Raw genomic sequence first — 21,785 nt, forward strand, 5'->3', positions numbered from 1 at the left:
GAAAGGTGCACTCTTAAATGGATTATCGAACCAAAAATATTTTGGAACCGACTGTAACAAACCTTTCACAGGCTATTTTTACTGTTAATCGTCACGCAAAAACGGCCTTAAACCCCAAATACCTTTACACCCTAAAAAAGAAAGCTCTTAATAAAATGATTATGGAAAAAAAAGCCGAGAAAATCGGTCTTCACTTTTCTAGAAATCCAAAGTTTAGTCAGCAACAATCAGATGTTTTAGTTCAATGTGGTGATTATTCATTTCATATCCCGCCCACGAAATATGATCTAGAAATATTGCCTCATCTTGGGCATCTCGATCAATATTCCCGCAATCCGAAAACCCGCATGTCTCTAAATACTGCTAAACTACTGCTACAAAAATATACCGGCATGAAAGAAGATAATGAACAAACTCCTTTGAATACTCAAAAACCCATTTTCAAAAAACTCGGGGATAGTTTTTTCTAATAAAAAGCAGAAGCATCCAACTAGCGATGACAAGCTAGGTTGTCATCTTAGCTGCGCAAATCAAACAGGAGGTGAAAAAGAAACTTTTTTCGCCTCCTGTTTAAACAACAAATTAAGGCCGCCAAAAAGGTGAGTTATCTTCCTCTTTTTGACGGCCCGTTTTTTATTTTTTATGCTACAAACCTAGCAGTTCTTCCATCTCATTCAATTTTTCTTCAAAAACTTTACATGCAGCCTCAATCGGCTCCGAAGTTGTCATATCTACTCCAGCCTTTTTCAGAACCTCAATAGGATAATCTGAGCTTCCCGCTTTTAAGAAGTTATCTATATAACGACTTACAGCTGGCTCGCCTTCCTCAAGTATTTGCTTGGACAGAGCTTGCGCTGCACTAAATCCAGTCGCATATTGATAAACATAATAATTGTAGTAAAAATGCGGGATTCTGGACCACTCTAAACCTATCTCTTCATCAATATGGATATCCGTTCCAAAATACTTCTCATTTAATGCATAATATTCCTTCGTTAATAAATCTGGAGTTAAAGCCTCTCCATTTTGATCTTTTTGATGGATTAAATGTTCAAATTCAGCAAACATAGTTTGACGGAATACAGTACCACGGAATCCCTCTAAAAAGTGATTAATTAAATAAAGTCGTTTCTGTTTATCGTCAGTGTTTTTAATTAAATAATCATTTAAAAGTGCCTCATTACAAGTAGACGCTACTTCTGCTACAAAAATAGAGTAATTTCCGTATGGATATGGCTGATGTTTCCGAGTGTAATAGCTGTGAACGCTATGGCCAAACTCGTGAGCAAGAGTAAACAAATTATTAACATTATCTTGCCAATTCATTAAGATATAAGGGTTCGTTCCATATGTTCCTGATGAATATGCCCCACTCCGTTTTCCTTTGTTTTCAACTACATCTACCCAGCGATTTTCAAAGCCTTCTTTAAGAATGTTCGTGTACTCTTCTCCAAGTGGAGCAAGTGCCTTAACGACAATATCCTTTGCTTCGTCATAAGTAACTTCCATTTTTAAATCTTTTACAAGTGGTGTATATAAATCATAAAAGTGGAGTTCATCTACACCTAGAATTTTTTTACGAAGCTTCACATAACGGTGTAGTAAATGCAAATTTTTATTAACCGTGCCAACAAGATTATCATAAACACTTTCTGGAATATTGTTTCCGGATAATGCTGCTTCACGAGCAGATTGATGATTTCTAACTGTAGCATAAAAATTATCCTTTTTTATTGTACCGCTTAAAGTACTCGCAAATGTATTTCTGAAACTCCCATATGTTTCATATACCTTTTTAAAAGCGCTCTCACGTACAGAACGATCTTGGCTTTCCAAAAAGCGAATAAAGTTGCCGTGCGAGATCTGCACATCATTTCCATCTTCATCCTTAATAACTGGGAATTCCATATCAGCATTATTCAACATACCAAATGTTGTACTTGCAGACCCAATGGCATCGGATGCTTGAGCAAGCAACGCCTCTTGTTCTGCTGTAAGGACATGGCCTCTTTGTAAATTAATCCGATCGATCGCTTGTCGGTAAAGTTGCAGTTCTTTATTTTCATCCAAGAATTGGGAAATTTTACTTTCTTCCATCTCTAAAATCTCAGGTGTAATATAAGAAAATTCACTTGCCACAATCGAATATAAACTTTCTGCTCTGGCATTGAGGCCCTGGTAATGGGAATTCCCCGTGTCTTGGTCATACCTCATATGGGCATATGTATAGAGTCTACCCATTCTTTCGAAGACCTCAGATTGAAATTGAAGAGCTATATTAAGTTTGTCCGCACTTTCACTTAACGTCCCTTTAAATTCTCCTGCTTTTTTCACTAATTCCTTAATTTCATTGTATTCTTGTTCCCATGCATTATCTGATGCAAAAATATCCTCAAGTCTCCAAGTCAATTCCTCTTTTATATCTGACCTTGCAGGAAGCGTTTTGACAATGGTTTTCTCGGTCATAGTCATCCTCCATTCTTGAATAAGCACACCGAGTGCTCTCTTCTATTATATTCCATTTTTTATTTTATACGAATTATACGTAATCAGCAAAGAATCAGACTAGAGTATCTTTTACATGTTGATGATAAAACTCATTCTCCATATTATTTGCCTCCTCAATATTTCTTGGAGGAATGATTTTTTTCCTAATCTCAAATAAGTTTTCACCTACTTTCTCAAAATATTCCTTTGTTGTTAAGAGTTTAAAATATGACTTTACTGTCATTTTCCAATTTATCTTTTTATCCAAAGGAAAATTTCGAACTACTATATGTTTCTTTCTTATTCGATCAGACACTCTCTGATATACATAATTTAAAGAAATGCGCTGTCCTATTTTTAAAGAAACTATGCAATCATAATAAATGTAAAATTGCCATTCAATTGGATGGGATTGAAAAAAATATAAGTATTGGACAGGGGTTCCACATATAGGTGGAAGTAGAAAAGGGTTGTGACTCGAAGTATAAACTTCCCTTAAAAAATGATCTTGAATAAAATTTCCATAATGAACTTTACTTTGTAACCATTTTCCCTTTTGTTCAAGCCAAATCGCTAACCATTGCTGCTTTTCTATAGACGATTGATTTTTAACTTTTGAATCATATATGGAGTATGTTTTAAGTGAAGCTGCCACCTTTGATGAGGAAATTGGAGTAATTTGCGAAAGTTGGTGAAAGTGCTTTGTTTCTGCTTGATAACTTATTAGTGTTAAACCTTCTTTCAATTTAATCTTTGCTAAAGACCAATGGAAATCAGAGAGTGTATATAATTTCTTAGTCTGTTTTCTATACGGAAGACCACCAATAATCCAAAAAGGAACAATTCCCATCCTCAAATAACCTTCAGTCCTTGATTGCAAAAGCTTTCGCGGTATTGGGGAACATTGATATTCTACTACAAAATATTCTCCATTTTGTTTGAACAACAAATCGGGTCTTTGTTTTATATCCGCTAAATAATATTCTAAATAAACTTCAAGACCGCGATTTTTTAAATAGGTGAATAAATGCTGCTTCCCCATTAAGTGTGGGAGGCTTTCAGGTTCAGAGACAATAGTAGTACATTCGGAGTTTTTCTTGTGGGCAAAGTGTGGTATTCGGATCTCTCCCGCCTTTAAAATGAGAGGTTCTTTGCAAGCCGGACAATAAAATGCCATTTTCCGCTGTTTATCTGGAATCTCACTACTGTCTACAAGTGAAATCAAATTTCCAGATTCGTTTAATGCTGTTAACAATGCATCACTTCCCTTCAATGGATATATATTCGACATTAATCATAAAAAGCCTTTACTAATAAAAAAAAAGACAAAAAAAACCGATCCTAATAAGAAATCGGTTTTTTTACACGAAATATTGGTTTAGTTGTGAAAATACATCCTCACTAAAAACAATTTTGCCATATTCACTTAAACGATGAACTGTATAACTACTTTCCTCACCATATTCAAGAAGAATACTTAAGGCATTTTCGATTTCATCCTCATCAAAAACTTCTTCAGAGAAATGAACATATAAGTAGTAGTGATTATTGTATGAGTATAGTTTAGTTTCATACTCGGTTGAATGTTGTCTTTTGGCAAGCGATATTAGATCTTCTAAATCTTTAAAACCAATAACAAATTCAAATTCAACTACATCAGAATGATCGTACTGTTTAACATGAAAATTCTGATCGAGGATATTTTCAATATCATGATCAATTGGAAGGGATTCTGGACGCTCATCAGGGATTGGCAGTTCTAATCTTTGACCATCTTTTGAAAGTTGAGCTTTTGTTACGAGTACTTCTAACCCTTTATCCAGTGCTTGAATTTGGATCCAGAGAGGTCCATCTGAAATAAATCCATCTTCATCGTAAATTTCTTCCATCATTTCCCAAAATAATTCTTCACTTCGTTCACGGTTATACCAAATTTCCTCTCGATCAAAGCCTCTTTCCTCTATATCAACATAAGAAATATACAACTTTACTGTGTTTTCATTAATTCGTTCAATCTCCAAAATCAACACTCCCTTCTTTAATAGTTGGTGAAGGGATCACGATCCCGTACCGGAGATTTTTGGCTTATCACAATGCCAAATTTAATATATATTTCTCCTTGTACTCCTATTTTATGATAAGCATCTCCAAATTGGAAACAAAAGCTATCCCCATTTTAAAAATCCTCAAATGCCTATCTTTTGTCTGAGACAGCGCCTTAAGATGGACCATCAGATGCACATCATTAGCAATAGTTAACGCCATGGTGGAAAACTACACAATGTGAAGCTTCACTTTATCCATGTTTTGATTATTTTATCTAACATAGTCATGAAAATCAAGCTAATTTTCAAAATTTTCACGGAGGTAAATATTTCATAAATGTAATCTTTATAAGAAAAAAAGAAGGCTATACCGATAGCAGTATTCCAGCTTCATGGTATGAGCCCCTGTTTTATAATATAAGCGTTAATTAACCATCTTTTGCGCTTCACGCAATTGATAAGTTCTTACCTTACGAGGCAAGAATCGTCTAATCTCATCTTCATTATATCCCACTTGAAGTCGCTTTTCATCCAAAATAATCGGCCTTCTCAATAGACCAGGATTTTTTTGAATTAATTCGAATAACTGTTGAAGAGGTAATGAATCTAAGTCGACGTTGAGCTTTTGAAATATTTTCGAACGGGTTGAAATGATTTCATCCGTGCCGTCTTCCGTCATTCGCAAAATTTCCTTAATTTCTTCAAGACTTAACGGTTCTGAAAAAATATTTCTTTCTTTATAGGGAATACTTTGCTCTTCAAGCCATGTCCTTGCTTTTCGGCATGATGTGCAGCTTGGTGAAGTGTACAACGTTACCATATAGAACTCACACTCCTGATAAGAATTTAAATTCTTGTCTATCTATTGAAATATAGAAAATACTAAAAGTAACAGTGTTTCATTTATATATGTAAAAGCAAAGAAAAACTTTGATTTATCTTCCTCATAAACAAAACAACCTATACTTGTATTATACATTATTCAATGTAGGTTGAACAGGTGTTTAGAGGAATTTTTCCGATCTGTTACAATATATTTTCATACCTGTTATACTTTTGCCACGTGTATTATTTTATACCTCAAAAGATAAATTTTAAACATTTCCTTTTTCTACTATTCCCTAAAATTGGTCTCCAATACGATATTTTCCGTTGTGAAAAAGTGAACCTTCAATAAGTCGGCATCCACTTTCCATCCCAGCTTTTTTATTGTTCAAGTATCCTACAGATATTTTATACGAAATAAAAAATTTGTCCCCTATTCTTTACCTACAGTGTAGTCTACATTTTTAGAATAAGTGTTTCCTGCATTCCATAAAAGGAACTCTGTAATTCCCTCATCATAAAGTGCTCTTATTTGATCTTCTACCTGTGTTTTACCATATACTTGATAATTTCCTTTTCCTAAATAAGAGGCCGTAAAGTCTTGTAGCCATGGACGTGATATAGGCGGGTTGTCCAATTCCTTCAGTTTTGCATTCTCAACTTTTGCATATTCTTTTACGAGATTATATGGTTCTAAGTCTGGTTTTGTTATGCCGAAATAAGATGTCCAATGACTTGGATAAATCATGGAGGAAATCACATCCACATTTTCAGATATCTTCGTAAAGTTCTGACCGATCCCTGGAGCTTCAGGAAGGGTTGCTGTATATCCAAAAATATCAACTGATACTTTTACTCCATATTGATGAAGCTGTTCCTTTGCATAGGCGACAAAATCGGTAACCGCATGTACTCTTTTCTGGACATTATCTTCATCCATATTTTCGTATTCTCCTAGTCCATAGGATAAGGTTTCATCCCGATTCTCAAACCCTTCTGGAAAACGGACATAGTCAAATTGAATTTCTTGGAATCCCATTTTTGCCGCTTCAATGGCAATGCTCACATTATAATCCCAAACTTCTTTTAGGAAAGGATTAACAAATGCTTCTTTTCTGTTGTTTGTCCAAATTTCATCCCCATCTCTAAAAGAAAGATCTGGTCTTGTTTTTGGTAAAGTGGAGTCCTTAAAAACTACTATTCTAGCAATCGGATATATTTGTTTTTTCTCTAATGTATCTAACATTTTCTCAGGGTCTTTAATTAACTTTTCCGATATGTCAGCAAAAGGTGAGTCCTTCGGAACTTCGTATGTTATTTTTCCAAAATCATCTTTAATATCAATGACCATTGCATTTAGGTCAGTAGAATCTACTAATTCAACCAAATCATTAAACTTGCTTCCACCTGCAGAATGGGCGGTTACATAAATTCCCCTTATAGCATCAGGATATTCGAATTTTCGACCCGAATCGAAAACAAATCGAGGCAAAATTTCTGGGAGAAGCTTTCTTTCCACAGACACTTGCCTTTCTTTAAACAGTGCTGCATGTTCTGTATTTTTTTCTGCAGCAGCAGCCCCTAACTGAAGTTGTAATAATAATGCCATCGACAATCCAATCGATGTATACATTTTCCTTCGATTCAATATGTATCTCTCCCTATAAAAATCTTGTCTAATTATTAACAATCATGTCTGCTTATTTTAGCAATCTTTTTAGACTTTGAAAACAATCCAATTGAACCTTGCTTGAATGTGATAATCGCAGCAGGTATAATTACTAATAATGTCGCTTACTAAGCATATATTCCCAGATGCAAATCCCGCTAAACAAGAAGTTAGTTTGTATATTTTGAGGAGGCTTTATTGAATGAAAACAATTTTTTCAGGAATTCAGCCAAGTGGAGTTATTACACTTGGAAATTATATAGGTGCGATTAGTCAGTTTATTGAGCTTCAAAATGACTATGACTGTTATTTCTCTATTGTTGATCAACATGCAATAACTGTACCACAAGATAAATTAACATTAAGAAAAAACATTAGAACATTAGCTGCCCTTTATATTGCTGCTGGACTAGACCCTGACAAAGCAACACTTTTTATCCAATCGGAAGTCCCTGCTCATGCACAGGCTGCATGGATGCTCCAATGTATCGCTTATATTGGAGAACTGGAAAGAATGACGCAATTTAAAGATAAATCAACTGGAAAAGAAGCTGTTTCCGCAGGTTTACTTACATACCCGCCATTAATGGCTGCTGACATCTTATTATATGGTGCTGATCTTGTCCCAGTCGGAGAAGATCAAAAGCAGCATTTAGAATTAACTAGGGATTTAGCGGAGAGATTTAACAATCGTTATAACGATATCTTTACTATTCCAGAAGTTAGAATCCCAAAAGTAGGGGCAAGGATTATGTCTTTACAAGAACCTACTAAAAAAATGAGTAAATCGGATGCAAACCAACGAGCTTTTATTACTTTATTGGACGAGCCTAAACAAATCGAAAAGAAAATCAAAAGTGCAGTTACTGATTCTGATGGTATTGTAAAGTTTGACCGTGAAAATAAGCCTGGAATTTCTAACTTACTTTCTATTTACTCGATATTGGAAAATAAATCCGTTGAAGATATTGAACTATCTTATGAAGGAAAAGGTTATGGAGATTTTAAAGCTGATTTAGCAGAGGTTGTTATAAATACATTATCACCCATCCAGGAACGTTGTAAAAACTTGCTTGAATCGCAGGAATTGGATGATATTCTTGATGCTGGTGCAGAAAAAGCTGCTGCTAAAGCGAATAAAATGTTGAAGAAAATGGAAAATGCTATGGGACTTGGAAGGAAAAGAAGATAGATTTAAAGGGGCCGAACTCAAGGGAGATCGGCTCTTTTTTGGGGCTCTGCACAAGCGATAGACAAACAGACATAGAAATCCCCGTCATGCTTTTCATCACCTATGTGGGAGCTTCTGTTTTCATAGAAAACTTATAAAATGTTTATAGGAAATAACTAATTTACTTTAGAGTCACACTCCATATCCCATAATTTCTCAAAAAATGGCTGACCCTTTATTAAATTTTCACATAACATGAGGTGTTTTTCTGACCAGCCCTCTTTTGTTTCTTCAAATAGGCTAGTCCAGACTTCTTCAAATTGCATTGTTTGGATTTCATTATATCGCTGTGGCGCCCATTCAGTATACCAGTATCTAATTTCAGGCGTATTTTTGGAAGTGTAGAGCTGATCTAAAGCCATAAACATTAAATGTTTTAATTGGCGCTCTTTTCTTGTTAACCCATACATTACTTCAGGTTCTGGAGATAATATATGATGCTCTTTCTTAGTTTGCGCCACATCAAATTTATATGGTATTGGTTTATTTTGACTTATCATTTCATACACCAATTGTTCCTGACGTGGAATGAGTCTACTTTTTCTCAATGGAATATTATAGCCGAGAGTATCAACTGCAAGAATTCCTTTACCATCTGTTACTACAAAACAATATTCCAATTGAATTCGTTCGTGGTTTTTTCTTAAATATGCTTTTTTGTAAATATCGCTCATTAGTTGCTCTGGAAGTTCAGCCATATTGTTTTCAATGTAATAGTATAAGGTTGGTTCTATTAATAATAGTGGTACTTGATCAAGGAGCTCAATGACGTCTTCTCCTCGTCTCCATTCGTGAAAATGGCAAACGTTGTAACCATTCTCTTCCCCTTCAAACCAATTCACCCATACATCATGAAGATAAAGCATCCTTATCCCTCGCTTCATTACTATTTGTCAATCAGTATAGGCAGGCTTAAGTAAAATTATTCCTCTCTAAGGGTTTGATCTGGCTTTTTATTTATTAATGACCCCATAATAAACAAGATACCGATTGGAAAAAGGTAACACTCTGGTCTTTTCACAGCAAAACTTATATAGTCTAAAAAGCTGTTCCCCATTGCTAACAAGTTTAAATATCCAATTAAACTAACACCGCCCGCAACGGTCAATCCGAAGCCTATTAAAAATAAAATTGCACGTATTATCATTTTAGGCACGTCCTGTACAATGGTATTTGCTAAAAAAATTTCGCTTGTCCCATTCTATATATATGTGAGCCTAAGGGTAACATGCTAAGAACCAAATAAACTGTTTTTTTCCATTACTTCTTTGGATGAAATAGTAAATGTATCTACTATCGTTACTTGGTTTGATTTAATAAATCCTTTTGAGATTTCATAACCAACTGCATACCCGAGCATGGTCGGAATTCTATTTTTCCCTCCAAATAACAATTCATCATGCCTCACGTTTTTGCGTGTAATGTCAAAATTAGGTAAATATAATTCCTCTATATACGTTTTTAACTGGTTTTCTGAATAAAAATCTGTCCAATAGGCCGTATGTGCTTTTCCACAGCTATTTAATACCGCCACTTCCGCAAACCCTTCAAAAATAACCGAATCAAGCAATGTATAATCTTCCGGTTTCTTTTTATAATTTGTCATGCGCGTTGCATGATGGTATTCATGAACGAAAAGAGCCTCTAGGTCTTTTTCATCTAATTGGTCAGAAATAAATAAAAATATTTTATCGGAAAAAGAAAGGCCCGAACGACCTTTAAGTTGTCGCATAAAAAATCGATTGGACTGGTTAATTGGAAAGACATAAATGTCTACTGGAGTTCCATTCCATTTTTTACGATATTTTTTATAAATAATATCAAGTTGCTTCCACACCTCTTTTTCCTTTAACCCTTCTAGCATGCGCATACCATTGCGAAATGGCTGATACATACCAAACTGGGTTAAGTATCGATAAAAGTCATGTTCGTCCTTAACTTCCGGTTTAGCCATTTTGCACATCTTTTCAGGTTGATCATAATATTTTTCCAACCACTCATCTGTAGCCACTACCCCCATGGTTCATCCCTCCTCTTCTTATTTTATTAACAAAGAATGCAGGAGGTGAACAACATAGCTTTTCTTTTGGAACTATGTATAAGTCTAAAAAATTTATTATGATTTGTCATTGATCATTCAAAGTTAAGTAAAAAAGGTATAATTCCCCATTATTATGAAGGAGTTATACCTTTTCACTGTAAACTTATTAAATTTTCCATTACCCTCTAAGAGCTGTACGTATTTATACTATCGAACTTCTTTTACTCATATTTTTTAAACGCAAGCGTTGCGTTGTGTCCACCAAATCCTAGGGAGTTGCTAATCGCTGCATTGACAACGGCTTTTCGCGCTTCGTTCGGAACGTAATCTAAATCACAATCAGGATCAGGTGTCTCATAATTGATTGTTGGAGGAAGAATCCCATCTTTAATGGCTAACACCGTGAATATGGCTTCCACTCCTCCTGCAGCACCTAATAGATGACCAGTCATCGACTTCGTAGAACTAATCGCCAGTTTAGTTGCATGATCACCAAAGACTTCTTTTACTGCCATTGTTTCAAACTTATCATTATATTCAGTACTTGTCCCATGTGCATTGATATAATCAATGTCTTCTGGGGAGAGCCCACCGTCTTCAATGGCGATTTTCATTGCTCGAGCTCCACCTTCTCCACCTGGAGCAGGTGCAGTAATATGATGAGCATCCCCAGTAGACCCATACCCAACAACTTCCGCATAGATTTTTGCACCACGTTTTAAGGCATGCTCCAATTCCTCAAGGACGACAATCCCTGCACCTTCACCCATAACAAATCCATCTCTGTTTAAATCGAATGGGCGACTTGCTGTTTTCGGATCAGGATTGGTAGTTAAAGCTGTATTTGCACAGAAACCTGCATAAGACATTTTTGTAATTGGCGCTTCGGCTCCACCTGCAATCATAGCATCGGCATCGCCACGCTGAATTACTTTAAATGCATCGCCAATAGAGTTTGTACCAGTTGCACATGCCGTAACTGTACAAGAATTCACTCCTTTAGCTCCTAAATAAATGGAAACTTGCCCCGTTGCCATATCAGGAATCATCATCGGGACAAAGAATGGACTTACTCGACGATATCCCCTTTTTTGGAATGTTTCAAACTGATTTTCGAAAGTTTCCATTCCGCCAATTCCTGAACCAATCCATACTCCAATTCGATTAGCATTATGATCTTCAATTTTAAGATTAGCATCTTCAACAGCCATAAAAGCTGAAGCTAATGCATAATGGGTAAAGCGATCCATTTTCCGTGCTTCTTTTCTCTCAACATATTTTTCAATATCAAAATCTTTTACTTCTGCAGCAACACTAGCTGAAAATTGTTCAGGATCCAATCTTGTCATTGTACCAATACCAGATTTTCCTGCTAACACATTTTGCCACGCTGTTGCTGCATCATTTCCAACAGGTGTTACAGATCCAACCCCAGTTATTACGACTCTTCTTTTCACTTTGATCCAGCTCCTTTAATATTAAAAGAAGTTTAAGATATAAATTATATATCAATTTTATACGATATTATGGATTATTTTTATTTTCCCCATTTAATCGCAATTGCTCCCCATGTAAGACCGCCACCAAAACCAACCATTACAATAATATCATCATCTTTAATTTTACGCGCCTCTAATTCATCGAAAAGTGACAAAGGAATGGAGGCCGATGACGTATTTCCATACTTTTGAATCGTTTTTGACATTTTTTCTTCTGGAAGTTCTAATCTCTGTCTAGAAGATTCCATAATTCTAATATTGGCTTGATGTGGGATTAAGAAATCAACGTCTTCTTTTGTGAGTCCCGCTTTTTCTATAACATTAACGGATGAATCTCCCATCTTTCTAACAGCAAATTTAAAAACTTCACGACCGTTCATCATGATATATTCATCTTGATAAAGAAATTTACCACCTGTTCCATCAGCTCCAAGCTCAAAGGACAAAATTCCCCGTCCTTCCGAAACAGAACCTATAACAACAGCGCCTGCTCCATCACCAAATAATACAGCAGTATTTCGATCGTTCCAGTCTGTAATTTTCGAAAGCTTTTCTGCCCCTACAACTAGAATATTTCGATAAGCACCAGTTTCAATAAATTGTTTCGCTGTTATAATACCGTACATAAATCCAGCACATGCTGCGCTTAAATCCATGGCGGCTGCATTTGAACACCCTAATTTTTCTTGTAACATACAGGAAACTGTTGGAAAAGGCTGATCAGGAGTCACGGTTGCAACTAAAATTAAATCGATATCTTCTGACGTTAGACCAGCGTCGGCGATTGCATTTTGAGCAGCGATAAAGGCCATATCTGATGTATCTACATCATCGGCAGCAATTCTTCTTTCCTCAATTCCTGTCCGCGTTCTGATCCATTCATCTGAAGTATCCATTATTTTCTCTAAATCTAGATTGGTCAAAACTTTCTCTGGTACATGTTTACCGATTCCAATTATTCCTATTCCCATGTTGCAGACCCCACTTTCTTTCACACATGTTTGTTATCAATTATTATGACTTGGTCCTAATTATATCATCATAAAAATTTATTGTAAATTGGAACTGAATTGTTTCCAATAACTACTTTCTTACTGAGGCTGATATATAAAAGAAATTACCTCTTTATTCCTTCTAAATGTTCTAAAATATTTTTAATGAAATGGCCTTCTCGCTCTCTAGAATTTCCTAATACCCATTCACATTTTTCATCTGATTTAAAATAAACTTTTGTCTGATCATGTTCAGACATTCCAATATAATATTCAGCAATGTGCCAATTCCTTTTGTTCATTTCTACTTTCCATTCTTCCATCTTTAGATACAAATCTTCCCATTCTCTCTCCATAACGGAAGGCTGGACAATAACTATAGTAGACTTTATAGCTTCAACAGCAAAATAGTGCCGTAATAAAGAAATTATTTGGTTATGAATGTCTTCTCGTAAACCTACATAAAAGTCTGTTAAAGGAATAAATAAATAATCTATATTTTTTCTATCCATATCTTTTTTGTTCAGGGTGGAATAGTCTAAGTTGGCATTTCTCCCAATAAATAGCCATCTCTCCTCATGCTGTTCCGTTTGCCATTCTGAAAAATCCCTTGCATGTACAATCATTCCCTCGTTAAGGAGCTCTTTACAAATTTCAAAGCCAAGGTCTTGTCGTGCGCCAATTACCATCGCAGATTTCACAATACTCAACTCCTTTTTATATATGACTATCGTATGCAATAATCTAGGACAATGACCTATTTTGATGTAGCTTTCTCAAAAATTAGAAATGACTTTCTTCTCCCTTTACACTAACATTCTTTACGTTTCGAAAATCGAAGCTAATTGAAGTTTCACTTTATTATTCTCTCTTTCTATGGTATGATTTTGTTGGAAAATAACGATTTGTGTACATACATTTATTCAGTAGTTGAATTGGAGGAAATGTTCCATGAAATTAATTATGAGTGTTATTTGGGGATTTATTCTTTCTCATGTGCTTTCTTATGTTATTAGTTCAATGACAGGCGCCCCTTATAGTTTCACAACCGCTTCATTGCTCTCTATTGGTATCATTATTTTTGTTTATTTAATCGGAATGGCATCAATAACTACTCAGCCATCCGAAGAACATTAAAAAACTCGCTAAGAAACTAGCGAGTTTTTATTTTGCTTAATAATGATAAAGTGAAACTTCAATCAGTGGGGGTTTTTTTCATCCCCCACTGATTGTTAGTTGAACCAATCGGGCTTTTACTGGCTGTTGATCCCCCACTTACAATTCTTGCATTCTCCTCGAATTCTTATAGTGGGGTCTTACAGCCAGTTAATGCGGGATAAAACGTAACATTTAGTAATTGTTAATAACCGCTTGAAGTGTAAGTCTTACAGCACACAGGAACATCTAGCTCTAGACTAGCGGTTGTGCATTTGCCCCTCAACAGAAACATTTAAAGCTCCATCCCTAATATCTACAAGAATCGTATCATATGGCCGGACTTTTCCCGCAATAATTTCCTTTGCCAGTATTGTTTCAAGCTGACTTTGCAAGTATCTTTTTAATGGCCTTGCTCCATAAATCGGGTCATAGGCTGCTTCTGCAATGAATTTTTTTGCAGAATCTGTTACTGCTAATTTGAGATCTTGATCATTTAAACGTTCTCGTAATTCATTAACTAACTTTTCCACAATTCCAATAATATTATTTAACGTTAGAGGCTTGAATATTACAATATCGTCGACCCTATTCAAAAATTCGGGCCGAAATGCAGCCCGTAGTTGTCCCATTACTAATTCTTTTGTTTCTTCATCAATAAGATCGCTATCGTCTTTCCTATCAAGTAAAAATGCTGATCCTAAATTAGATGTCATAATAATGACTGTATTTTTAAAATCAATTCGTCTACCTTGCGAGTCTGTAATTCTTCCATCATCTAGAACTTGCAATAAAATATTAAATACTTCAGGGTGTGCTTTCTCTACTTCATCAAGCAAAATAACAGAGTATGGCTTTCTTCTTACTGCCTCCGTTAACTGTCCGCCTTCTTCATACCCAACATATCCCGGAGGTGCACCGATTAACCGCGAAACAGCATGCTTTTCCATATATTCAGACATATCAATCCGAATCATTTGCTCCTCACTATCAAATAGCGTTTCTGCGAGTGCCTTCGCCAATTCCGTTTTCCCTACACCAGTTGGTCCAAGGAAAATAAATGAACCAATTGGTCGATTAGGATCTTTTATTCCTGCCCGAGCACGCAGTACCGCATTACTTACTAGCTCAACAGCCTCATCCTGACCTATCACTCTTTTATGCAAGATGTTTTCAAGATTTATTAATTTTTCTCTTTCACCTTCAACCAATTTCATAACGGGGATTCCTGTCCAACGGGAAACGATTTCGGCGATCTCGTCTTCGGTTACTTCTTCTTTAACTAAGCGATTCTCATCCTCTTGATGATTAGCTAAACCTTCTTCAAGCTCCCTTAATTCTTTCTCAACCGCAGGAATTCTTCCATGTCTTAGTTCCGCCGCTCTGTTGAGATCATATTCATTTTCAGCATCTGTCAATTCTCTGCGCAACTTCTCTATTTCTTCCCGTTTTTCTTTAATTCTTATAAGTTCGTCCTTTTCCGATTGCCATTTCATCTTCATTTCATTGGCCATTTCTTTAAGATTAGCCAACTCTTTTTGAAGATTACTTAATCGTTCTTTACTAGCTTCATCATCTTCCTTACGTAAAGCAGCTTCTTCGATTTCTAATTGCATCACTCTACGTGTCACTTCATCTAGTTCACTTGGCATCGAATCGATTTCGACGCGAATATTAGCACATGCCTCATCGACAAGGTCAATCGCCTTATCAGGTAAAAACCGTTCTGTTATATAGCGGTGTGAAAGAACAGCACTTGCAACAAGCGCCCTATCATGAATATTCACTCCATGATGAATTTCAAATCGTTCTTTCAGCCCTCTTAAAATCGAGATCGTGTCCTCCACTGTTGGTTCAGAAACAGCAACTTTCTGAAAACGCCTTTCAAGTGCAGAGTCTTTCTCAATATGAAGTCTATATTCATCCAAGGTTGTTGCGCCAATACAGTGTAACTCTCCTCTTGCAAGCATTGGCTTTAACATATTACCGGCATCCATTGCACCCTCTGCTTTTCCCGCACCAACAATTGTATGAATTTCATCAATAAATAAAAGGATTCTTCCTTCGCTTTTCTTAATATCTTGTAATACCGCTTTTAATCTTTCTTCAAATTCCCCACGAAATTTAGCACCTGCAATTAATGAGCCTAAATCAAGTGAAAAAATAGTTTTATCTTTTAAACCTTCAGGAACATCTCTCCTCACAATTCGCTGTGCTAATCCTTCTACGATGGCTGTTTTTCCAACCCCAGGCTCTCCAATCAAAACTGGATTGTTTTTAGTTTTTCTTGATAAAATTCGTATTACATTTCTTATTTCTTGATCACGGCCAATGACTGGGTCGAGTTTACCTGATTTAACTTCTGCAACTAGATCCCTTCCATATTTTTTTAGGGCTTCATATGTAGCCTCTGGATTTTGCGATGTCACACGCTGTCCCCCTCTCACTTCGTCAACTTCAACTTTTAGTTTTTGTTTTGATATCCCTTTATTTATGAGATATCGTACCAATTTATAGTTTTTATTATCCATCAATGCAAGGGCAAAATGCTCCACTGCTAGAAAATCATCTTTGAATGAAACTCTTTCTTTTTCAGCCGCATTGAGAAGATTTTGTAAATCTGAACTTAAGTATTGACCACCTTTAACTCCAGCCCCAGTAACCTGTGCCTTTTCGTCTAATTGTTGATCTATTTCAAATAAGAGCATTTCCTTATCGAGTCCATGATGTTCGTATAAGGATAAAAGCAGACTGTCTTTTCTTGCCAATAACGCCTTCCAAAGATGAACAATATCAATTTCTGGATGATCTAAGCTTACAGCTAATTGTTGGGCTTCTATAAAAGCATCCTGAACTGTCATCGTCATTTTACTTAAATCCATTAAAATCACATCCAATATTTAATAATGTGAATGAACAAACCTGCTAATGCGGGATAAAAATAGCGGAAGTTCCTTTAGAAGGAGCTTCCGCCTTATTTTTCCCCAGCGTTGGAGTTCTAAAAACGAGCGCAACTCCGCAGGAAAAGCGCAAGCATTTTACCAATTTCAGTACGTCTGCCTGTCAGAGAGTGCTAGATCAAGTTTAAGAAATGCCTAGTGCAATTTTCGCATAGCGAGACATCTTATCTTTCGTCCACGGAGGATTCCAGACGATGTCCACATCGACATCCTTAACTTCTGGAATATCCGCAAGGGCAGCATTTACTTGGTCAACAATAACTGGAGCTAGTGGACACCCCATTGAAGTTAACGTCATCGTTACCTTTGCTAGTCCTGCATCATTTAAATCCACATCATAAACAAGTCCTAGATTCACTATATCAATGCCCAGTTCAGGGTCTATTACCTGTTCTAGAGCGCCATAAAGATTTTCCTTCAATCCTTCATCCATTATCTACCACTCCTTATTAATATGAGTCTACCTCTATCATACCAAACGAATATAAAAATCAAACTAAAAAGATAGCTATTTCTTATCATTTTCTATGAGATAATTATCAAACCAGGCAACTGTCCTGAGCAACGCTTCACGGCTCACTTTATGACCAGCGTGTTCATCAACGATGAAATCTATATCATTTGGATGGTTTTTATAATGTTCCTGAAGTTGTTGATAAAAATCAAATGTTGGTTGGAAAGGAACGACTGGATCTTGTTCCCCGTGCCAAATTAAAAGTGGTCTTTCACTTAAGAGCCCAGGTTGAGCAGTTAAATCAAATGGCCTTAAAGCCACAAATTCTGTTTCTAAATCCTCATCAGAAAATGGCATTTGAACACCGGCCTTTTTCAAATGTTCAATTTGCGCTCGTGCAAATTTTTCATAATAGGGACTTCCCATTAACGATACTGCAACTTTAATCCACTTGTATTGGGTGAGTGCACCAAATGTAACTATTGCTCCCATTGATGTCCCGACTAAACCTATCTTTTCAGGATCAACTAGTTTCTTTTCCACAAAATGCGTTTTTAAAACTTCCAGTTCCGATATTGTTTGAACTACAATCTTCCAAAAGTAATACATTGTTTCCTTCGGATTCTGGTTTCCAGCTCTTTCGCCATGGAGCATCGTATCTGGGAGAATGATTCGAAACCCTTTTTCTGCAAGTAAATAGGCAAAATGAAGATTATGTTCTTTAGCTGAAGTAAAGCCATGAACAAAAATAATAAGCGGTAATGTTTTATTTTTGTTTTCGTCTTTTACAATATGTAGAATTGGAATATCTTCTATGGATTCATTATGAATTTCAATCATCTTATCTCCCCCTTTACATCTTTAACCTTCTTCAAGAATTATTGATATTTCACTTTATCATTGTATCATTCTTACAAGATTTGGTACAAAATGTTCTCCTTTCGGAAATAGTGGATTGTACTTTCCAGCTAAAATCTGTAAACTGAAAGAAAAGCGTAAGCGCCCGTTTAGCGACGTAGAAACTTTCTAGCTTCTGACGAGATAAAGGAAACACGATGAGTCCGATAGGACGAATCGATGTTGACTTATCGTAGGATGAAGCGTAGAAGTTTCCTAGTCGCTGGGCGCTGAAGCTAGATCAAAGAAAAGCTGAAGCGTAGAAGTTTCCTGGGCGCTGAAGCTAGATGAAAAAGTAAAAATACTTCTTAGAATTATTTTAAACCGAAATTATTATACATTATTAGGGGTGGGTTAGGTTGTCCATTAAATTATTTGCTGACAGTGCGTCAGACTTACCATTAGCCTATTTTCAAGAGCATAATATTAGATTAATTCCTCTACAAGTCCATTTAGATCAAGAAAACTTCTTAGATTTAGAAACAATTGTCCCAAAAAAGATTTATCAAGAAATCCGCTCTGGTAAAATGCCTAAGACATCACAAGCTTCTCCACAATTTCTAGAGGAAGTTTTTACTGATTTGGCAAAGTCTGGTGAACCCGGTTTATACATTGCCTTTTCTTCTGAACTTTCTGGAACTTACCAAACAGCTGTTATGGTGCATGAACAAGTTAAAGAAAATTACCCGGACCTGGATTTAACGATCATTGATTCAAAATGTGCTTCTCTTGGTTACGGTTTATGTGTACAAGCAGCAGTAGAAAAAAATCAAAGAGGTCTTCCTAAAGAAAAAATTGTTGAGGAGATAAAGTTTCTCTGCGAACATATGGAGCATTTATTCACTGTAGAAGATTTAGATTTCCTTGCTAGGGGTGGGCGCCTTTCTAAAGCTTCGGCCTTTCTTGGTGGATTATTAAATATAAAACCACTTCTTCATGTTGAAAATGGCAAACTGGTTCCTATTGAAAAAATACGCGGGAAAAAGAAATTATTAAAGCGTATTTTGGATGTGATGGAAGAACGAGGCGTTGATCTTAGCAACCAAACGATTGGGATTAGTCATGGAGACGATGAAGAATTAGCCTTTGAAATGAAACGGATGATCGAAGAACGTTTTGGAACGAAGAAATTTTACATTAATATAATTGGAGCTGTTATTGCTTCACATGCTGGTCCCGGAACTTTAGCAATCTTTTTCTTGAATGATAAGGAAGCATAACATTTTTCAGTGAATAGATGGGAAGACTAATTTGCGACTTCTCACGAAAGGAGACTTTCCAATGCGCTACAATACTTCTGACAATGATAAGAAAGCAAGAGACAATCAGGCAGCGGATGAAGAAAAAAATAATCTCCGTGAAAAAAATCGTAAAGCGGGAAAACATCAGTATTCTAAAAAAACAGATCATCTTTAATCTAGGGGGGAGCTATCAATGCTCCCTTTTTTTACGAATACAGTTAAGTTGTTCCACCTTTTCAAATCCTTTATAATAAAGAAAAGCAATTGGGGGTAGAAGAATGGCAAAGGAAAATTCATTTGATATTGTTTCTAAAGTCGATTTATCCGAAGTCTCAAACGCCATTAATATCGCACTAAAAGAAATTCAAACTCGCTATGATTTTAAAGGCAGCAAAAGCGAAATATCTTTAGAAAATGATGAACTCGTACTTGTTTCGGATGACGAATTTAAAATGAAACAATTAAAAGACGTCCTCATTAGTAAACTAATTAAACGGGAAGTTGCAATCAAAAACTTGGAGTACGGAAAAATGGAAAATGCCTTTGGCGGAACTGTTCGTCAACGTGCAAAAATAGTTCAAGGTATTGATAAGGATAATGCTAAAAAAATTAACGCACTTATTAAAAGTAGCGGACTAAAAGTAAAAAGTCAGACTCAAGATGAGCAAATAAGGGTGACAGGAAAAAGCCGAGATGATCTTCAACAAGTAATGAGCATCATCCGTTCTGCCGAACTACCAATTGATGTACAATTTGTTAATTATCGCTAAAAGATAATACGTTGCTGGACGCATAACAAAACAACAGGCAAAAAAACTCTACCTGTTGTTTTTTATTTATTCGGGAATCCTGTTTTTCCCACGTTTCCAAGCCACGTATAAAAACAGTCCGAACAAAATAAATACAATAAAAATCGCGAGAATGAAAAAGAGATTATATCCAGTCTCATCTACCACTTTGAAGATTTCCATTCGTTCTCTTTCAACAAAAATAGGATACTCCTTGTCAGAACTCCTAATTAAATTATCTTCAAGAAAGCCCCGTAATTCCTTATCGTTAGCCAATTGATTTTTAGGAATACGAACCATTTGATCTTCCGTCGTATTATTAATAGCGACTAACACCGTATCAGACTCATATTCTCGCTTAAATACAATCATTCCGTCCTTTTCATATAGCAACTCCAACGTCCCTTTTGTTAATGCCTTTTGACTTTGACGGACTTCCCCCAGTTTAGAAACGAAATCCAACATTTCCTGATTTGCCTGAAAGCTCATTAATGGTGTATTGTCAGGAGCCGAACTTCCATCCATGCCAGTTTCAGTACCATAATATATAACAGGTATATTGGGCTGCGTATATAAATAGGTTAATACTCGTTTCCAAGCCGAACCAGGATAAGTTTCCTGTTCGATCATCTCACGGGTATATCTTTTTAAATATTGATTATCAAGAAAGGCTTCCAGCATAATCGGATAAGAATTCTCTTGTTGCTCCAATGACATTAAATCTTCTAAAGGTCGATCTAGTTTAGCAAAAGCATAACGAAGGGGTTCATTTAATGGAACATTTACAAGGCTATCAAATCCAGCATCTGCATATAAAGATAATTCATCTGCTGTTAAATTTTGATCTGCTGCACTGATAAAAAAAGATTCTTCATTTACATTCAATTCTTTATTGAAAAGTTTCCAAAACTCCAGTGAAAGCTCACTAATATTCATCATTTTAAAACCATCAATGGACGTATTTTCCTTCCACCATTTCGCCGAATTAAGAACTGCATCCTCCAGATCAGAATATTCCTCTTTCGGCATAATTGGAAATTCAATGATTATTTTCATATTACGCTTATGTACTTCATCTACGAGTTCATTCAATTCATCAACTGTTCCAAAATGGGGATCAGGCTGAAAATAGTCTTTTACCCACTCTCCATGAAAGCCGCCTTCCCTATTAGCAAATATGGAAGAAAGCTGTATAACTGTAAAATTCATTTTTTGCAAGTAATCCAAACGGTCGATAATTCCACGAAAATCTCCCCCATGAAAACTTAGAGGATCTCTCCTGTTTATATCAATATTATTAGTGCTATCGCCATCAGAAAATCTATCAATCATCAATGAGTAGATAATTTCGTTATCCCAAGACCGCTCTTCTACTTGATCAGCCCGAACAAATGTAGAATGAACTAAAAGTAATTGAGCACACAGAATGATCCCGATTATTTTCTTTATCAAACTTTCCCCCACCTTATAATAAATGAAAAAAACCGCACGGGGCGGTCTT

21 protein-coding genes are annotated in these 21,785 nt (G+C 36.0%); 6 read left to right on the forward strand and 15 right to left on the reverse strand.

All coding sequences use genetic code 11. The annotated features are described in order from the left end of the window. Positions 1–17 precede the first annotated feature (17 nt). Positions 18–470, forward strand: coding sequence for a YkyB family protein (locus tag BN1243_RS05785; RefSeq protein ID WP_062105284.1), 453 nt, complete (start codon positions 18–20; stop codon positions 468–470). Between the two features lie 175 nt (positions 471–645). Here BN1243_RS05785 and pepF read toward each other — a convergent pair whose 3' ends face one another. The 5 genes from pepF to BN1243_RS05810 all read right to left on the reverse strand — a co-directional run bounded on the left by pepF (position 646) and on the right by BN1243_RS05810 (position 6,966). Beyond that, positions 646–2,466, reverse strand: coding sequence for an oligoendopeptidase F (gene pepF / locus BN1243_RS05790; protein WP_062105285.1), 1,821 nt, complete (start codon positions 2,464–2,466; stop codon positions 646–648). Positions 2,467–2,560: 94 nt separating this feature from the next. Beyond that, on the reverse strand, positions 2,561–3,778 hold the full coding sequence (locus BN1243_RS05795) for a competence protein CoiA (protein ID WP_084781824.1): 1,218 nt from the start codon (positions 3,776–3,778) through the stop codon (positions 2,561–2,563). A gap of 70 nt (positions 3,779–3,848) precedes the next feature. Then, positions 3,849–4,508 carry an adaptor protein MecA gene (gene mecA, locus BN1243_RS05800; protein WP_062105287.1) on the reverse strand — a complete coding sequence of 220 codons (660 nt, stop codon included), beginning with the start codon at positions 4,506–4,508 and terminating at the stop codon, positions 3,849–3,851. A 448-nt stretch (positions 4,509–4,956) separates the two neighbouring features. Then, positions 4,957–5,352, reverse strand: a complete 396-nt coding sequence (gene spxA / locus BN1243_RS05805) for a transcriptional regulator SpxA (RefSeq protein WP_062105288.1) — start codon at positions 5,350–5,352, stop codon at positions 4,957–4,959. A gap of 438 nt (positions 5,353–5,790) precedes the next feature. After that, entirely contained in the window at positions 5,791–6,966 is a 1,176-nt protein-coding gene (locus tag BN1243_RS05810) for a putative glycoside hydrolase (protein WP_407638880.1), read from the reverse strand. Positions 6,967–7,228: 262 nt separating this feature from the next. On the opposite strand from BN1243_RS05810, the gene trpS reads away from it, so the two are divergent. After that, positions 7,229–8,218, forward strand: coding sequence for a tryptophan--tRNA ligase (gene trpS, locus BN1243_RS05815; RefSeq protein ID WP_062105289.1), 990 nt, complete (start codon positions 7,229–7,231; stop codon positions 8,216–8,218). 155 nt (positions 8,219–8,373) lie between these two features. Here the strand turns inward: trpS and BN1243_RS05820 are convergent, their stop codons facing one another. The 6 genes from BN1243_RS05820 to BN1243_RS05845 all read right to left on the reverse strand — a co-directional run bounded on the left by BN1243_RS05820 (position 8,374) and on the right by BN1243_RS05845 (position 13,490). Further along, positions 8,374–9,123 (reverse strand): YjbA family protein, encoded by a 750-nt coding sequence (locus BN1243_RS05820; protein ID WP_062105290.1) that lies wholly within the window; start codon positions 9,121–9,123, stop codon positions 8,374–8,376. 56 nt (positions 9,124–9,179) lie between these two features. Further along, entirely contained in the window at positions 9,180–9,404 is a 225-nt protein-coding gene (locus BN1243_RS05825; RefSeq protein ID WP_062105291.1) for a YuzI family membrane protein, read from the reverse strand. A gap of 84 nt (positions 9,405–9,488) precedes the next feature. After that, positions 9,489–10,277, reverse strand: a complete 789-nt coding sequence (locus BN1243_RS05830; RefSeq protein WP_062105292.1) for a DUF2268 domain-containing putative Zn-dependent protease — start codon at positions 10,275–10,277, stop codon at positions 9,489–9,491. 242 nt (positions 10,278–10,519) lie between these two features. Beyond that, positions 10,520–11,755: a beta-ketoacyl-ACP synthase II gene (gene fabF, locus BN1243_RS05835; RefSeq protein ID WP_062105293.1), complete on the reverse strand. Its 1,236-nt coding sequence runs from the start codon at positions 11,753–11,755 to the stop codon at positions 10,520–10,522. 80 nt (positions 11,756–11,835) lie between these two features. After that, entirely contained in the window at positions 11,836–12,768 is a 933-nt protein-coding gene (locus tag BN1243_RS05840; protein WP_062105294.1) for a beta-ketoacyl-ACP synthase III, read from the reverse strand. A gap of 146 nt (positions 12,769–12,914) precedes the next feature. Then, positions 12,915–13,490 carry a hypothetical protein gene (locus tag BN1243_RS05845; RefSeq protein WP_062105295.1) on the reverse strand — a complete coding sequence of 192 codons (576 nt, stop codon included), beginning with the start codon at positions 13,488–13,490 and terminating at the stop codon, positions 12,915–12,917. Between the two features lie 250 nt (positions 13,491–13,740). Here BN1243_RS05845 and BN1243_RS05850 point away from each other — a divergent pair, with 250 nt between their 5' ends. Further along, on the forward strand, positions 13,741–13,926 hold the full coding sequence (locus BN1243_RS05850; protein ID WP_062105296.1) for a DUF2929 family protein: 186 nt from the start codon (positions 13,741–13,743) through the stop codon (positions 13,924–13,926). 278 nt (positions 13,927–14,204) lie between these two features. On the opposite strand, the gene clpB is transcribed toward BN1243_RS05850, so the two are convergent. From clpB to yjfP, 3 genes are all read right to left on the reverse strand, one after another. Further along, positions 14,205–16,826, reverse strand: coding sequence for an ATP-dependent chaperone ClpB (clpB, locus tag BN1243_RS05855; protein ID WP_062105297.1), 2,622 nt, complete (start codon positions 16,824–16,826; stop codon positions 14,205–14,207). Positions 16,827–17,028: 202 nt separating this feature from the next. Continuing rightward, positions 17,029–17,337 (reverse strand): metal-sulfur cluster assembly factor, encoded by a 309-nt coding sequence (locus BN1243_RS05860; RefSeq protein ID WP_062105298.1) that lies wholly within the window; start codon positions 17,335–17,337, stop codon positions 17,029–17,031. 75 nt (positions 17,338–17,412) lie between these two features. After that, positions 17,413–18,198, reverse strand: coding sequence for an esterase (gene yjfP / locus BN1243_RS05865; RefSeq protein ID WP_062105299.1), 786 nt, complete (start codon positions 18,196–18,198; stop codon positions 17,413–17,415). A gap of 416 nt (positions 18,199–18,614) precedes the next feature. Here yjfP and BN1243_RS05870 point away from each other — a divergent pair, with 416 nt between their 5' ends. The 3 genes from BN1243_RS05870 to BN1243_RS05875 all read left to right on the forward strand — a co-directional run bounded on the left by BN1243_RS05870 (position 18,615) and on the right by BN1243_RS05875 (position 20,266). After that, positions 18,615–19,475: a DegV family protein gene (locus tag BN1243_RS05870; protein ID WP_062105300.1), complete on the forward strand. Its 861-nt coding sequence runs from the start codon at positions 18,615–18,617 to the stop codon at positions 19,473–19,475. Between the two features lie 61 nt (positions 19,476–19,536). Beyond that, positions 19,537–19,671 (forward strand): DUF3941 domain-containing protein, encoded by a 135-nt coding sequence (locus BN1243_RS21540; protein WP_084781825.1) that lies wholly within the window; start codon positions 19,537–19,539, stop codon positions 19,669–19,671. Between the two features lie 103 nt (positions 19,672–19,774). Continuing rightward, positions 19,775–20,266 carry a YajQ family cyclic di-GMP-binding protein gene (locus tag BN1243_RS05875; RefSeq protein WP_062105301.1) on the forward strand — a complete coding sequence of 164 codons (492 nt, stop codon included), beginning with the start codon at positions 19,775–19,777 and terminating at the stop codon, positions 20,264–20,266. Between the two features lie 66 nt (positions 20,267–20,332). On the opposite strand, the gene BN1243_RS05880 is transcribed toward BN1243_RS05875, so the two are convergent. After that, a complete protein-coding gene (locus BN1243_RS05880) occupies positions 20,333–21,736 on the reverse strand; it encodes an alpha-amylase family glycosyl hydrolase (protein WP_062105302.1) in 1,404 nt (467 codons plus the stop codon). Between the last annotated feature and the right edge of the window lie 49 nt (positions 21,737–21,785).

It is taken from the genome of Bacillus niameyensis, from assembly GCF_001375535.1.
Classification (GTDB): domain Bacteria; phylum Bacillota; class Bacilli; order Bacillales; family Bacillaceae_C; genus Lederbergia; species Lederbergia niameyensis.

What these genes read in the sequence shown, in the direction of transcription:
- BN1243_RS05785 (WP_062105284.1), top strand. Translation starts at nt 18, where the DNA reads ATGGATTATCGAACCAAAAATATTTTGGAACCGACTGTAACAAACCTT.
- pepF (WP_062105285.1), bottom strand. Translation starts at nt 2,466, where the DNA reads ATGACCGAGAAAACCATTGTCAAAACGCTTCCTGCAAGGTCAGATATA.
- BN1243_RS05795 (WP_084781824.1), bottom strand. Translation starts at nt 3,778, where the DNA reads ATGTCGAATATATATCCATTGAAGGGAAGTGATGCATTGTTAACAGCA.
- spxA (WP_062105288.1), bottom strand. Translation starts at nt 5,352, where the DNA reads ATGGTAACGTTGTACACTTCACCAAGCTGCACATCATGCCGAAAAGCA.
- BN1243_RS05810 (WP_407638880.1), bottom strand. Translation starts at nt 6,966, where the DNA reads ATGGCATTATTATTACAACTTCAGTTAGGGGCTGCTGCTGCAGAAAAA.
- trpS (WP_062105289.1), top strand. Translation starts at nt 7,229, where the DNA reads ATGAAAACAATTTTTTCAGGAATTCAGCCAAGTGGAGTTATTACACTT.
- BN1243_RS05820 (WP_062105290.1), bottom strand. Translation starts at nt 9,123, where the DNA reads ATGCTTTATCTTCATGATGTATGGGTGAATTGGTTTGAAGGGGAAGAG.
- BN1243_RS05825 (WP_062105291.1), bottom strand. Translation starts at nt 9,404, where the DNA reads ATGATAATACGTGCAATTTTATTTTTAATAGGCTTCGGATTGACCGTT.
- BN1243_RS05830 (WP_062105292.1), bottom strand. Translation starts at nt 10,277, where the DNA reads ATGGGGGTAGTGGCTACAGATGAGTGGTTGGAAAAATATTATGATCAA.
- BN1243_RS05840 (WP_062105294.1), bottom strand. Translation starts at nt 12,768, where the DNA reads ATGGGAATAGGAATAATTGGAATCGGTAAACATGTACCAGAGAAAGTT.
- BN1243_RS05850 (WP_062105296.1), top strand. Translation starts at nt 13,741, where the DNA reads ATGAAATTAATTATGAGTGTTATTTGGGGATTTATTCTTTCTCATGTG.
- clpB (WP_062105297.1), bottom strand. Translation starts at nt 16,826, where the DNA reads ATGGATTTAAGTAAAATGACGATGACAGTTCAGGATGCTTTTATAGAA.
- BN1243_RS05860 (WP_062105298.1), bottom strand. Translation starts at nt 17,337, where the DNA reads ATGGATGAAGGATTGAAGGAAAATCTTTATGGCGCTCTAGAACAGGTA.
- yjfP (WP_062105299.1), bottom strand. Translation starts at nt 18,198, where the DNA reads ATGATTGAAATTCATAATGAATCCATAGAAGATATTCCAATTCTACAT.
- BN1243_RS21540 (WP_084781825.1), top strand. Translation starts at nt 19,537, where the DNA reads ATGCGCTACAATACTTCTGACAATGATAAGAAAGCAAGAGACAATCAG.
- BN1243_RS05875 (WP_062105301.1), top strand. Translation starts at nt 19,775, where the DNA reads ATGGCAAAGGAAAATTCATTTGATATTGTTTCTAAAGTCGATTTATCC.